The 13,234-nt window shown below is 63.2% G+C and carries 14 protein-coding genes; 5 read left to right on the forward strand and 9 right to left on the reverse strand.

All coding sequences use genetic code 11. The annotated features are described in order from the left end of the window. Positions 1 to 103: 103 nt before the first annotated feature. The gene (locus AC2FMM_RS05235) at positions 104 to 1,231 is read left to right on the forward strand and encodes an aminotransferase class V-fold PLP-dependent enzyme (RefSeq protein ID WP_496795984.1); all 1,128 of its coding nucleotides are present in this window, start codon (positions 104 to 106) and stop codon (positions 1,229 to 1,231) included. 13 nt (positions 1,232 to 1,244) lie between these two features. Here the strand turns inward: AC2FMM_RS05235 and AC2FMM_RS05240 are convergent, their stop codons facing one another. The 3 genes from AC2FMM_RS05240 to AC2FMM_RS05250 all read right to left on the reverse strand — a co-directional run bounded on the left by AC2FMM_RS05240 (position 1,245) and on the right by AC2FMM_RS05250 (position 3,531). Further along, positions 1,245 to 2,441 (reverse strand): UbiH/UbiF family hydroxylase, encoded by a 1,197-nt coding sequence (locus AC2FMM_RS05240; protein ID WP_496795985.1) that lies wholly within the window; start codon positions 2,439 to 2,441, stop codon positions 1,245 to 1,247. A gap of 74 nt (positions 2,442 to 2,515) precedes the next feature. Further along, a complete protein-coding gene (locus AC2FMM_RS05245; RefSeq protein ID WP_093962490.1) occupies positions 2,516 to 2,764 on the reverse strand; it encodes a hypothetical protein in 249 nt (82 codons plus the stop codon). 122 nt (positions 2,765 to 2,886) lie between these two features. Then, positions 2,887 to 3,531 (reverse strand): pyrimidine 5'-nucleotidase, encoded by a 645-nt coding sequence (locus AC2FMM_RS05250; RefSeq protein WP_496795986.1) that lies wholly within the window; start codon positions 3,529 to 3,531, stop codon positions 2,887 to 2,889. Between the two features lie 101 nt (positions 3,532 to 3,632). Between AC2FMM_RS05250 and AC2FMM_RS05255 the strand changes: the two genes are divergently transcribed. Next, positions 3,633 to 4,280, forward strand: a complete 648-nt coding sequence (locus tag AC2FMM_RS05255; RefSeq protein ID WP_496682172.1) for a GntR family transcriptional regulator — start codon at positions 3,633 to 3,635, stop codon at positions 4,278 to 4,280. On the opposite strand, the gene AC2FMM_RS05260 is transcribed toward AC2FMM_RS05255, so the two are convergent. Both AC2FMM_RS05260 and carA read right to left on the reverse strand, forming a co-directional pair. Beyond that, the gene (locus AC2FMM_RS05260; protein ID WP_496795987.1) at positions 4,237 to 6,150 is read right to left on the reverse strand and encodes a glycosyltransferase family 2 protein; all 1,914 of its coding nucleotides are present in this window, start codon (positions 6,148 to 6,150) and stop codon (positions 4,237 to 4,239) included. The genes AC2FMM_RS05255 and AC2FMM_RS05260 overlap by 44 nt on opposite strands. A 90-nt stretch (positions 6,151 to 6,240) precedes the next feature. Beyond that, positions 6,241 to 7,407 (reverse strand): glutamine-hydrolyzing carbamoyl-phosphate synthase small subunit, encoded by a 1,167-nt coding sequence (carA, locus tag AC2FMM_RS05265; protein ID WP_496795988.1) that lies wholly within the window; start codon positions 7,405 to 7,407, stop codon positions 6,241 to 6,243. Positions 7,408 to 7,590: 183 nt separating this feature from the next. Here carA and AC2FMM_RS05270 point away from each other — a divergent pair, with 183 nt between their 5' ends. After that, positions 7,591 to 8,073 carry a GatB/YqeY domain-containing protein gene (locus tag AC2FMM_RS05270; protein WP_496682166.1) on the forward strand — a complete coding sequence of 161 codons (483 nt, stop codon included), beginning with the start codon at positions 7,591 to 7,593 and terminating at the stop codon, positions 8,071 to 8,073. Here the strand turns inward: AC2FMM_RS05270 and AC2FMM_RS05275 are convergent. From AC2FMM_RS05275 to ctaD, 3 genes are all read right to left on the reverse strand, one after another. Beyond that, on the reverse strand, positions 7,995 to 8,570 hold the full coding sequence (locus AC2FMM_RS05275) for a DUF2244 domain-containing protein (RefSeq protein ID WP_496795989.1): 576 nt from the start codon (positions 8,568 to 8,570) through the stop codon (positions 7,995 to 7,997). The two genes, AC2FMM_RS05270 and AC2FMM_RS05275, sit on opposite strands and share 79 nt — an antisense overlap. 45 nt (positions 8,571 to 8,615) lie before the next feature. Then, positions 8,616 to 9,215: a 2-hydroxychromene-2-carboxylate isomerase gene (locus tag AC2FMM_RS05280; protein ID WP_496795990.1), complete on the reverse strand. Its 600-nt coding sequence runs from the start codon at positions 9,213 to 9,215 to the stop codon at positions 8,616 to 8,618. 134 nt (positions 9,216 to 9,349) lie between these two features. Next, on the reverse strand, positions 9,350 to 11,008 hold the full coding sequence (ctaD, locus tag AC2FMM_RS05285; RefSeq protein ID WP_496795991.1) for a cytochrome c oxidase subunit I: 1,659 nt from the start codon (positions 11,006 to 11,008) through the stop codon (positions 9,350 to 9,352). A gap of 292 nt (positions 11,009 to 11,300) precedes the next feature. On the opposite strand from ctaD, the gene AC2FMM_RS05290 reads away from it, so the two are divergent. Continuing rightward, positions 11,301 to 11,720, forward strand: coding sequence for an HIT family protein (locus AC2FMM_RS05290; RefSeq protein ID WP_496795992.1), 420 nt, complete (start codon positions 11,301 to 11,303; stop codon positions 11,718 to 11,720). Positions 11,721 to 11,728: 8 nt separating this feature from the next. On the opposite strand, the gene AC2FMM_RS05295 is transcribed toward AC2FMM_RS05290, so the two are convergent. Next, a complete protein-coding gene (locus AC2FMM_RS05295) occupies positions 11,729 to 12,142 on the reverse strand; it encodes a MerR family transcriptional regulator (RefSeq protein WP_496795993.1) in 414 nt (137 codons plus the stop codon). Positions 12,143 to 12,224: 82 nt separating this feature from the next. Between AC2FMM_RS05295 and AC2FMM_RS05300 the strand changes: the two genes are divergently transcribed. Continuing rightward, entirely contained in the window at positions 12,225 to 13,151 is a 927-nt protein-coding gene (locus AC2FMM_RS05300; RefSeq protein ID WP_496795994.1) for a cation diffusion facilitator family transporter, read from the forward strand. The last annotated feature ends 83 nt before the right edge of the window (positions 13,152 to 13,234 follow it).

A 13,234-nucleotide genomic window follows, 5' to 3' on the forward strand; every position in this document is an offset into this window, starting at 1 on the left:
ATATCAAAATGACATTTTCCTTGGGTCAATCGTTGATATTGGCCAGCCCATTCCCATAGTTTGTGTCTTATTTCTAAAAAATCAAAACTTGAAAGGAGCCTCCATGCCCGCATTGTTGGCAACCGTCGATCCACAGGGGCTTGAGGAGTTTTCGGTTGTGTTCACCGACCGCTCGCTCAATCACATGTCGCAGGCTTTTCAGCAGGTGATGCGCGACATCTCAGGGATGCTGCGGAGCGTCTATGGCGCGGATGGCGTGGCCATTGTGCCGGGTGGCGGAACCTACGCGATGGAGGCTGTGGCCCGCCAATTCGCCCGTGGCGCCAATGTGCTGGTGGTACGCAACGGCTGGTTCTCGTATCGCTGGAGCCAGATTATCGAAACCGGGGGCCTGACGGCGTCAGCCACCGTGTTGAAGGCCCGTCAAACGGGGAATTCCAGCCCGTCGCCCTTTGCGCCCGCGCCGATCGACGAGGTGGTCGAAACCATTCGCAGCCAGCGACCCGGCGTGGTGTTCGCGCCGCATGTGGAAACCTCGGCCGGGGTCATTCTGCCGGACGACTATGTCAGCGCGATGGCTGCCGCAGCGCACGAGGTCGGCGCGCTGATGGTGCTCGACTGCATCGCCTCGGGCTGTGCCTGGATCGACATGAAGGCCACCGGCGTGGACGTTCTGATCTCGGCCCCGCAAAAGGGTTGGAGCGCCTCGCCCTGTGCTGGTCTGGTCATGCTGTCTGAACGCGCCGAGGCGCGGCTGGCCGAGACCACCTCGGACAGTTTCGCGCTGGACCTGAAGAAATGGCGCCAGATCATGCAGGCCTATGAGGGCGGCGGCCATGCCTATCACGCCACCATGCCCACCGATGCGCTGCGGGCGTTCCGGGACACGATGCTGGAGACCCGTGACTATGGGTTCGACAAGCTGCGTGACGCGCAATGGCTGCTGGGGAATGCGGTGCGGGCGATGCTGCGCGACAAGGGGGTCGTTTCGGTCGCGGCCGAAGGCTTTGGGGCACCGGGGGTGGTGGTCAGTTATACCGACGACCCCGAGGTGCAGAACGGCAGGAAGTTCGCCGCGCTGGGCATGCAGATCGCGGTCGGGGTACCTTTGCAATGTGACGAGCCCGAAGGGTTCAGCACCTTCCGTCTAGGCCTGTTCGGGCTGGACAAGCTCTATGATGTCGATGGCACGGTGGCCCGGCTGAAGCGGGTGCTGGATCAGGTGCTTTAGGCCCGAACGGGCCTCAGCGCACGCCGAGGCCCATCTGCATCAGCGTCTTGCGCACCACCGGCATCGAATAAAGCGCGTTGAGCCCTGCGGCGCGCGCATCGCGCAACGGCCGTGCCTCGACCATCGAGGCGCGGTTCAGCAGGTCGATCCCCTTGACGCGCAGCTCGATCTCGGAATGACGGGCCTTGTGATAGGCGTCGAGCATTTGGGCATCTCCCAGACCCTCGGGCCGGGCCTTGGCCAGGTCCAGCAGGCTGCGCAGATCACTCAGTGACATGTTCAGCCCCTGCGCCCCGATCGGGGGCACCACATGGGCGGCCTCGGCCATCAGCGCCACGCGCTGGGCCGACAGGCGCTCGGCCGATTGGCTGATGATCGGCCAGATCGTCCGGCGTGAGGCCAGTTTCAGCGGTCCGAACAGGCCGCAGGACCGCTCGGTCATCGCGGCTTCGAACTCGGCCTCGGGCAGGTTTAGCAGTTCGACCGCGCGTGGGCCGCGCTCCATCCACACGATCGCCGACGAGGGCTGGCCCTGCCAGTCAGGCAGGGGGACCAGGGTGAACGGCCCGCCGGACCGGTGGATCTCGGTCGAGACGTTTTCATGGGCGATCGGATGGGTCACCGCAAAGGCCAATGCCTTTTGCCCGTATCGCGTGGTATGGACCTTGATCCCCGCAGCCTCTCGCATCGGCGAGTTGCGGCCGTCGGCGGCGATCACCAGCTTGGTGCGGATGCGCGTGCCGTCGGACAGACCCACACGCGCCTCGGCGGTGCGGGTGAGCAGGCTGACGGTGCCGGTGCCGGGGCGGAAATCGACATTCGGCAGTTCGTGCAGCCGGGCCACCATCTCGCGCCGTAGCAGCCAGTTGGGCAGGTTCCAGCCAAAGGGTTGATCCGAGATATCGGCGGCGTTGAAATCGCGCACCACGCGCGGCTCGGGGATGTCGCCGCCCGCGTCCACGATGCGCATGATCTGCAACGGCGCGGCGTAAGGTTCCAGCCGGTCCCACAATCCGCAGTGCTGCAGCAGGCCGTGCGCCGGCTGCAGAAACGCGGTGGTGCGTAGGTCGGACCCGTCGGCGTCTCGGTCGGTGACGGGTGGGGTCGGGTCCACGCAGATCACGTCGAACCCTGCGGCGCCGAATACGGCCGCCGCGGTCAGCCCGGCGATGCCGCCGCCGGAAATCAGGATGTCACAACTGTCGGTCATCGCGTCACTCTCCGTTGCCTGCGGACCCTAGTGCGGTTCTGGGGCCTGCGCCAAGTGACATCCTGTCCCGTGGTCTAGCCGCGTGAAATCAGGACCAGAATCAGGAACATCACCGGCACCATCGCCAAGGCCGGCAGATACAGGCCCGGCAGGCCGAACAACAGGGCGGAACAGCCCCACATGCTGACCAGCGCCGCAACGGTATAGCCCAGATCCTCGGGCTTTCCATTGGCCGCATCGCGGGCCAGCCAGCCAAACAGGGGAATTGCAAAAAGCAGGCGCTGCCAAAAGGGCAGGCGGCCGGGCATCTCGATTGCGGTCATCGGGGTCTCCATTTCTGTTCGTCGCTGAGCCTGATGTAGGAACGACTTTGCATCTGCAGAATGCGCGGATCGTCGCAGTTTCGGGCTGCGCGCAGGCGCATTTCGTCGCAATCTCGGGTGGTTCAGATCAGGCGCGCGAGAAAGGCGGTCAGGTCATCCGTGTGGTGGTGGATGTGATCCGCGTCATGAGGATCGGGCGCAACATGCACCGTACGCATGCCCATGTCGTGCGGGACCTTCAGGTTGCGCGGCTCGTCCTCGAACATGGCGGCGCGGTCGGGGTGGATGCCGTCGCGGGCAAAGACCGTTTCAAACGCGGCCTTGTCGGGTTTGGGGCGATACCCCGCATGTTCGACCCCATAGATCGCGTCGAACAGCCCATCCAACCCGCGTGAGGCCAGAACCCGCTCGGCGTAGGGCGCGCTGCCGTTGGTGTAGACGATGCGCCGCCCGGGCAGGGCCCGGATATGCGCGGCCAGCGCAGGGTCGGGCTCCATGTGGCTCAGGTCGACCTGATGAACCGCGTGCATATAGGGCTCGGGGTCCAGATCATGTTCGGCCATCAGCCCGGCCAGCGTGGTGCCGTGTTCACGCCAATAATGTTGACGCAGTCGGTCGGCCTCGGCCCGGTCGACGCGCAGGGCTTCGACCACGTATTCCGTCATCAGCACCTCGATCTGATCGAACAGGCGCATGTGCGGCGGATACAGGGTATTGTCCAGATCGAACACCCACTGAGTGACATGCGAAAACGCAGGCTTGACCATGGGGTTGGGTTTAGGCCGTGGCCACCGGGTTTTCAATGGCGCACTTGATTGCAGACCCATGGCCCGGATAGACAGGTCCGAACGAGGAGAGACCTGCCCCAATGAACCAGTCCCGACAGCCCCAGACCGATGCATACAGCCTGATCCTCGAAGCGATCGACGTAGGGGTGTACAAACCCGGTGACCGGCTGGTGGAAAGTGAACTGGCCGAGCGGTTCGGCGTGTCGCGCACCCCGATCCGCGAGGCGCTACAGCGGCTTGAGACGCAGTCGCTGCTTGAACGTGACGGGCGGTCGCTGATCGTGGCCTCGCTGGACCACAACCAGATGGCCGAGCTGTATGTCGTCCGGCGTGAATTGGAGGGGCTGGCGGCCCGGCTGGCCGCGCGGCATGCGACCGAGGAAGAAATCAAGGTATTGCAGGACATGGTCGCGGCCGACGACGCACTTGTGGGTGACCCGGTCGCCCTGTCGCGCGCCAATCGACGGTTCCACGAACAGATCCACCTGGCGTCGCACAACCGCTATCTCGTGCAGCAGCTGGATCTTGTGCATCGCACGATGGCGCTTATGGCCACCACGTCGCTGGCAGCGCAAGGTCGGGGCGAGATCGCCCAGAACGAGCACAAGGCGATCGTTGACGCCATCGCGGCCCGCGACGAGGAGGCCGCGGACCGGGCGCTGAAAGAGCATATCTCGGTCGCGTTCATGACCCGTCTGAAACAGGACGCAATCCGGCGCGAAAAGTAGGCTTGGGCAGGTTTTCTTCGGCTGCCTGGCCATGCTGGGTCTTGTCCCAGAAGAACGGGTTGGCCGCCAGTTCCCACAATGCCTTGTAGGCGGCTATCACGCCCAGCGGATAATACAGCGCCATGGTGGGTACCCATGGGATAAGGAACCGACGGCCGCCCGAGACCACGCCCAGTGTGCCCACGATGATGTTCGCGGCTTCGGCGGTCAGGAACAGATAGACGCAACCGCGCAGGATTTCCGGCGCTATGACGCCCTGGAAAGGATGCGGCCACCCGACCGAGGCCAGCCAGAAGGCCCAGAGCACCGGGGCAAGCAGAAATTGCCCGACCGTGCCCAGAAAGAAGGCCTGAACCCCGAAAAACCGCCACGCCCCAAGGTCGCGCAGCAGCCGCGTCGGAGACCGCATATGCACCAGGTAGGTGACCATGAAGCCTTTGAGCCAGCGTGACCGCTGCTTGATCCAAGGCCAGGCGCGGAAATTCGCTTCTTCATAGGTCGTGGTGTCCACGATCTGGGTGCGATAGCCAGCGCGGGTCAGGCGCAGGCCCAGATCCGCGTCCTCGGTGACGTTGTGTGCGTCCCAGCCGCCAAGCTCGATCAGCTTGTCGCGGCGGAAGAAGAATGTCGTTCCTCCCAGCGGCACGACCAGCCCCAGCCGGGCGATTCCCGGCAGGATCACTCGGAACCAGCCGCTGTATTCGATGGTGAAGCAACGGGCGCGCCAGTTGGTTCGCGGGTTGTAGAAATCCAGTGCCCCCTGCAGGCAGACCACGTCTTCGGGCGCCTTTGTGAAATGGCGAGCCACGGTCTCGAGCTGGTCCGGCACGGGGGCGTCTTCGGCATCCCAAACGCCCACGATCTCGCCCCGGCAGAAATCCAGCGCATAGTTCATGGCGCGGGGCTTGGTGGTCAAATCGCCCAGGGCCGGTACCTCGATCGTGCGCATCCAGCTTGGCAGATCGGCTTTTTCCAGCGCCGCGCGCGTGACGCCATCCTTCTCCTCCAGCACGAGGACGACATCCAGCAGCGCCTTGGGGTATGTCAGACGTTGCAGACGCTGGACCAGAGCGCCAGCGATTTCCCGTTCCTTGTACAATGGAACCATGATCGAAACGCTGGGAAGCCGGGCAGGCGATTCCATCAATTCGGTCTGGCGTGTTCTTCGCGGAGCGAAATAGGCCGCCACGCCAGCCAGACGCAGGACCAGAAACAACGTCAACGTGCCGACCGCGGCCCAGAACAGCAGCGAAAGACCAAGCTGCGGGATGGCGGCAAGCCCGGCGACGGCCATCAGAAACGCAACAGCCGGCTTGAACCGCGAACCGAGATTCCACCCACGGCAACTCTGGCTCAGTGGGGCGCGGGTTTCTGCAGCCTGGGCCAGCTGCGTCTTGTACCGGTCCGCGATCGCATTGTCGATCTGGTCCGCTTGGGCCAAGACCGGCAGGACCGTCTGCGCGCAGTCGCGCAGGCGATCGGCCACCACGTCGAACCGATCGGGGCGGGCGGTGGCCACCATAAGGATCGGCCCGACCCGCATCCACGGAACGACGTTGTGTTCGATCCAGAATTGCACCGGGCGCAGGGCGCATAGTTCGGCAGGCGGAGGGGAGGTCTCGAGATCGGCGAATTGCAACCGGCGTTGATGCCGCAAAGCGCACAGAACATCTTTGCGCGTGGCCCAGTTTTCGCTGACGAGAATCTCGCCCAACGGTGCCTTCTGTCGCTTTTGCGATTGCAGCGCCGCGTCCAGTTGTTGGGGCGTAATCGTTCCCGCATCGACCAAACAGGCGCCAAGGGGCTTCCAAATCTCCGATCCGGCCACTGCTGTCGCGGGGCCCTGATCCGAAAAACTCAACTCAACCATATTTATACCCTGCCCGAAGTCACGCGGGCAGAGTTGCTCAATCAAGGTTAATCCCAGGTTAACGGCTGCGCATATCGCAGCCAACGTGGTTTAAGCGTGGGCTTTTCTGTCCGCCATGGCCTGCGCGAACCGTTCGAACAGGTAGAAACTGTCCTGCGGACCGGGGGACGCCTCGGGATGGTACTGAACCGAATAGACGGGACGGTCGGTCATGCGGATGCCGCAGTTCGAACCGTCAAACAGGGAGCGGTGGGTTTCGATCACGCCTTCGGGCAGCGATTGCGCGTCCACGGCGAACCCGTGGTTCATCGACGTGATCTCGACCTTGCCGGTTTCTAGATCCTTGACCGGGTGGTTCGCGCCATGGTGGCCGTGGTTCATTTTGACCGTTCGGCCGCCCAGCGCCAGCGCCAACATCTGGTGGCCAAGGCAGATCCCGAAGACCGGAAGGTCGGTGGTGTCGAGAATTTCGCGGATCATCGGCACAGCGTATTCCCCGGTGGCGGCCGGATCGCCCGGACCGTTGGACAAGAACACGCCATCGGGGTCATGGGCCAGAACTTCGGCAGCGGTGGCGGTTGCGGGCAGCACGGTCACGTCGCACCCGGCCGAGGCCAGACAGCGCAGGATGTTCCGTTTGGCGCCGTAATCCAGGGCGACGACCTTGTGCAGGGGTGCCTGTTGCCGCTGATAGCCGTCGGGCCAGGCCCAGCGCATCTCGTCCCAGCGGTAGCTTTGGGCGCAGGTCACCTCCTTGGCCAGATCCATCCCTTCCAGCCCGGCAAAACCACGCGCCGCGGCGATCAGCGACTCGATGTCAAAATTGCCGTCGGGGTCGTGGGCCAGGGCCACATGCGGGGCGCCCTGCTGACGGATCGCGCGGGTCAGCCGGCGGGTATCGACCCCACCGATGGCGATCCGGCCGCGCCGGGCCAGCCAGTCGGTCAGCCGCTCGGACGAGCGCCAGTTCGACGGCTCGGTCGGGTCCCATTTCACGACCATGCCTGCCGCCACCGGATCGGCGGTTTCGTCATCCTCGGGATTGACGCCGACATTGCCGATATGCGGGAAGGTGAACGTCACGATCTGACCGGCATAGGACGGGTCGGTCATGATCTCCTGATAGCCGGTCATCGCGGTGTTGAAACACAGCTCGGCTACGGTCTGGCCCGTGGCGCCGAAACCGGTGCCGAAGAAGAGCGTTCCGTCGGCCAGTGCCAGACATGCGGTGGGCTTGGACGTGGCGTTGTGGGCCATGGCGCGACTCTCCTTTTGGGTAAATCGGCGCATAACTAAGGGGGTTGGTGCCTCGGGTCAACCCTGTTCAATTTTCGGGCTTTTGTTGTTTTTCAATGGCTTAACAAAAGTTCAAGGGTGTTGTGTCATGAAAACTGTTTGGATATGTTCGGGGTTCCGTTGCCATGGGGATGAATTGAGCAGATGGATATGCGAACGCGGATCACCACCGCCCTGAAGCAAGCAATGAAAGACAAGGACACCGAGCGCCTGTCGACCCTGCGGCTGATCAATGCCGCCATCAAGGATCGCGACATTGCCAAGCGCGCCGAGGGCAACGAAGAGGCCAACGGCTGCGGCGATGCGGATGTACTTGAGATCCTTGGGAAAATGAGCAAGCAACGCAAGGAGAGCGCCCGCGCCTACGAGGAGGGCGGCCGCCTCGACCTGGCTGAACGCGAACTGCGCGAGGTCGAGGTGATCGAGGAATTCCTGCCCAAGCAACTGGATGACGACGAAGTCGCCGCCGCGATCGAGGCGGCGATCAGCGCGACCGGAGCCGGTTCGATCCGCGACATGGGAAAGGTGATGGGCGCTCTGAAATCGCGCTATGCCGGCCGGATGGATTTCGGCAAGGTCGGGCCGTTGGTCAAAGACCACCTGTGCAGCGTTTCGAACGGCGGCTGAGGCTGTCTCAGCCGACCGCCGGATCGCGCAAGCGTTTCACCAGGTCGTCGGAGGGAAACGCGCTCTTCCTCGGACAGGAAGGCACCGATTTCGACGACGCGGCCTTCGCCCGACAGGGTGACATAATTTGGCACCGGCCCGCCGGTCGGGTGGATCTCGGGGCGGGCCCAGTATCGGTTGCACTGCCATTCCTGCCGAGGGGCTCGTGGGGCATGGCGCACCAGATGGGCCTGGGTGCCGGAAAGGGTCAGAACCTCGTGGACGCTGCGGGCGCGGTAATTAGCCTCGAACGCCAGCCACAGCCCGGCCACGGTCAGCAGCAGAAACGGCAGAAGCCCCCACAGAAGGACTGATCCCAGAACCGCCAGCAGGGGGATCAGGCCAAACAGAAAGACCGCCAGAACGACGGCCATCGCACCGCGCGGCGGCAACGAGTTGTGCGGCCACAGGCGCAGGCGCTGCTCGGCATCTGATGTGTCTTCCCAGTGATACGGCATCACGACAAAAAATAGCGGCCGTGCCCGTGTTGTCGATGGGCAATTTCACACGACATGCCCGACCCGCGCCCACGAGAGCGCGTCTTCCAGCCGGTCATCGCCCCAGAACACTTCGCCACCCACGACAAAGCTTGGGGCGCCGAAAATGCCCAGGCGGATGGCGGTGTCGGTTTCGGCCTGCAGCGCGGCCTCGGCCTGCGGGGTGCGGGCGCGGGCCAGTACCGGCAACGGGTCCTGCTGACAGCGGAAAAGGGCCTCGGAGATGGCGTGCTCGCTGCCGGCCTCGACCCCCTCTTCGAACCAGATCCGGTACAGCGCCTGGGTAAAGCCCTTGCCCCAGCCTTCGGACATGCCCAGCAGCGCGACCTGATTGGCCAGCTCCAGATCCGAGATTGGATAGGGCGCGGGCAGGCGCGCATGGATGTGGTACTTGGACGCCCTGCGCTGGATATCGCGCCACATATAGGCCGATTTCACGGGTTTGCCCGCAAAGGGAATGTTTCGCTGTTCGGACATCACGGCCCGCACGTTGAACGGGCGCCATTTGACCGTCGCGCCGTTTTCCTCGCACCACGCGTCCAAGCGCATGATGGTCAGGAAGCTGTAGGTGCTGCCGATCGAGTACCAAAAATCAATATTGGCCATGGCATCCCCCGAGGTTGCCGCAGTTGTCGGGCAGGGACCAGATTACCCGATTTTTACCAATCTGGCGATGGCGGCCGTGGGGGCAAAGAAAAACCCCGCCGAAAGGGCGGGGTTCTGTCATTTTGACACCGGGGTCAGTGCGCGTGGCTCTTGTCCCAGTCTTCCTGCTTGGGCAGCTGCTCGAACGTATGCTCGGGCGGCGGCGAGGACAGGGTCCATTCCAGCGTGTCCGCGTATTCGTTCCACGGGTTCGGGCGCGTTTCCTTGGCACCACGGAACAGGGCGTAGAACACGATGCCGAAGAACAGCAGGAACGAAGCGAACGAGATGAACGCACCGATCGACGAGACGAAGTTCCACTGGGCGAATGCCTCTGGGTAGTCGATGTAACGGCGCGGCATGCCCTGACGGCCCAGGAAGTGCTGCGGGAAGAAGGTCAGGTTTGCACCGATGAAGAACATCCAGAAGTGCACCTTGCCCCAGAACTCCGAGTACTGACGGCCCGTCATCTTCGAGAAGTAGAAGTACACGCCTGCAAAGATGGCAAAGACTGCGCCCAAGCTCATCACGTAGTGGAAGTGCGCGACGACATAGTAGGTGTCGTGATAGGCGCGGTCGATACCGGCCTGCGACAGAACCACACCGGTCACACCGCCGACGGTGAACAGGAACAGGAAGCCGAAGGCGAACAGCATCGGCGTCTTGAACTCGATCGAGCCGCCCCACATGGTGGCGATCCACGAGAACACCTTCACGCCCGTCGGAACCGCGATGACCATCGTGGCCAGCATGAAGTAGGCCTGCTGACGCAGCGACATGCCTACGGTGTACATGTGGTGTGCCCACACGACGAAGCCCAGCACGCCGATTGCGATGATCGCCCAGACCATCGGCAGATAGCCAAAGATCGGCTTGCGCGAGAAGGTGGCGATCACGTGGCTGATGATGCCGAAGCCGGGCAGGATCACGATGTACACTTCGGGGTGACCGAAGAACCACAGGATGTGCTGATACAGAACGGGGTCACCGCCACCGGCCGGGTCAAAGAAGGTGAAGCCGAAGTTGCGGTCCATCAGCAGCATGGTGATCGCGCCCGCCAGAACGGGCAGCGACAGCAGAATCAGCCACGAGGTGACGAAGATCGACCAGCTGAACAGCGGCACCTTGAACAGGGTCATGCCCGGGGCACGCATGTTCAGGAAGGTGGTGATCATGTTGATCGCGCCGAGGATCGAGGAGGCGCCCGATACGTGCACGGCAAAGATCGCCAGGTCCATGGACATGCCGCCTTCGGTCGTCGACAACGGCGGGTACAGAACCCAGCCCACGCCCGAGCCGGCTTGGTCGTTGCCTCCGGGGGCCAGCAGCGAAGCGATGCCCAGCGAGGTGCCGGCGACATACAGCCAGAAGGACAGGTTGTTCATCCGCGGGAAGGCCATGTCCGGCGCACCGATCTGCAACGGCATGAAATAGTTGCCGAAACCGCCGAACAGCGCGGGGATGACCACGAAGAACATCATCAGAACACCGTGATAGGTGATCATCACGTTCCAAAGGTGTCCGTTCGGGGTGCAGGGATCGGCCATGAAGCCTTCCAGGCACATGTACTGAACGCCCGGATGCATCAGTTCTAGCCGCATGTAGATGGTCATCGCGACCGAGATGAACCCGGCAAAGGCCGAGAAGATCAGGTAAAGGATCCCGATATCCTTGTGGTTGGTCGACATGAACCACCGGGTAAAGAACCCGCGCTGGTCTTCATGATCGTGACCATGAATGGCTGCGTCTGCCATTTAGGTGCCTCCTGTTGCAAATAGACCGCGCAGCCGGACCTCTCCGGCGCGCGGGATTCCTGCTGGTTTTAGAATGCAAGGGGGCGGCCTTCAATGGCCGAGTTTGATCTGGATCAAGAATAATTGTCGCGGGGCAGGAGGTCACCCACACGAATTTGGCCCTGACCAGGCGGTAGCTGGGTATGATCGGGTGAATTGCAAGGGCTGGGGCTGCCCGAGGGCGGAATCGCGCCTTGACCCGCCGCGGGCTTGGCCGCAGAACAACACGCAGCCCCATTCCCGGAGACCTGTCATGTCCACTTATGATCCCGAAAACATCTTTGCCAAGATCCTGCGGGGCGAGATCCCCTCGACCCGTGTGTACGAAGATGATGAAACGCTGGCATTCATGGATATCATGCCGCGCGCCGACGGGCATCTGCTGGTGATCCCCAAGACCCCCTGCCGCAACATCCTTGACGCCAGCCCCGCGCAATTGGCCGCAGTCATGGCCACCGTGCAGAAACTGGCGCGCGCCGTCATGAAAGCCTTTGACGCCGACGGTGTGACCGTCCAGCAATTCAACGAGGCCGCAGGCGGGCAAGAGGTGTTTCACCTGCATTTCCATGTTCTTCCGCGCCGTGAAGGCCTGCCCATGCGGCCGCCGGGCAAGATGGGCGATTTGGACGAAATCGCCGCGCATGCCGAGCGGATCCGGGCGGCGCTGGACTGATCCGGCGCTCAGTGCGGCCCTGAACAGTCGTCATGGGCGCCAAAGGCGTGCAGAACCGCGCAGACATGATCGTGCTGCCCGTCACAGGCAGTGGCGATCCGGGCCAGTTCGGACTCGAGCCTTTGCAACTTGCCGATGCGTTCCCGCAGATCATGCAACTGCCGCCGTGCGATCTCATGCGCCCGGTTCAGGTCGTCGCCCTGCGCGCCCTCGAGCGACAGCAGCGCCTCGACATCGGCCAGCGGCAGTCCAAGGTCGCGCGTGTGGCGGATGAAGCGCAGGCGGTCCAGCGCCGCCTCGTCATAGCGCCGCTGATTGCCCGCTGTGCGTTCCGGTTGCGGCAGCAGGCCCTTGTCTTCGTAGAACCGGATGGTGGGCACCTTGGCGCCCGTGCGGCGCGACAGTTCTCCGATCGTGTACATTTTCGGCCCCTCCCCCCCCCTTGAACCTCTAGTCACTAGAGGAATTAGGTGTTGGTCATGACCCAGACAAGGACCGATTTCCATGGCGCATGAACACGACCACGGGCATCATCACCACCAGATCGACCCAAGCACGGGGAATGCGCGGGTGGCCTGGGCCATCGCCGTCAACCTGGCCCTCACGATAGCTCAGATCGTCGGCGGCATTCTGTCCGGGTCGCTGGCGTTGATCGCCGACGCGCTGCACAATTTCTCGGACGCGGTCGCACTGATCATTGCGTTCTTCGCCCGCAGGATCGCGCGCCGCCCGTCAGACCCCCGCATGAGTTTCGGCTATGGTCGGGCCGAGGTGGTGGCAGCTCTGGTCAACTATACCACGCTGGTCGTGCTGGCGATCTACCTGATTTACGAAGGCGTGATGCGCATCGTTCAGCCCGAGCCCATAGACGGCTGGATCGTGGTCTGGATCGCGGTGCTGGCCTTTATCGTCGATGCGGTCACCGCGCTTTTGACCTTTTCGATGGCCAAAACCAGCATGAACATCCGGGCGGCCTTCCTGCACAACCTTGCCGATGCCCTGGGGTCGGTGGCGGTGATCCTGGCCGGCAGCGCCGTGATCTTGTTCGGCTGGACCTGGGTCGACCCGGCCGTGACGATCCTGATCGCGTTCTACATCCTGTGGCACGTCAAGGCGGAAATCACCGGGGCGATCCGCGTTCTGATGCTGGGCGCGCCGCCCGGGCTGGACCCCGAACAGGTCGCCTCCGCCATCGAGGAGGCCGAGGGCGTCGACGGCGTGCACCATGTCCATCTGTGGAGCATGCAGGAGCGCGAGCCGGCCCTGACCGCGCATCTGGTCATTGCGGCCAACGCCTGGCCCGCGGCCGAGCGCATCCGCGTTTCGGTCAGGCAGATCTTGCAGGAGCGATTTGCCATTGGCCACACGACGCTCGAGATGGAACGGACCGGGCAGGGTTGCGAGACCCCGCCGCGGTTCGGGCATGATTGACGGTAGGGCTTGAAACGAGAATTTTTGAAGGTTGGGCCTGAAACGAGAATTGCCGTTCCGATTTGGGGTCGGAACGGCAGACT

Source organism: Ruegeria sp. BHSC043 (genome assembly GCF_059612985.1).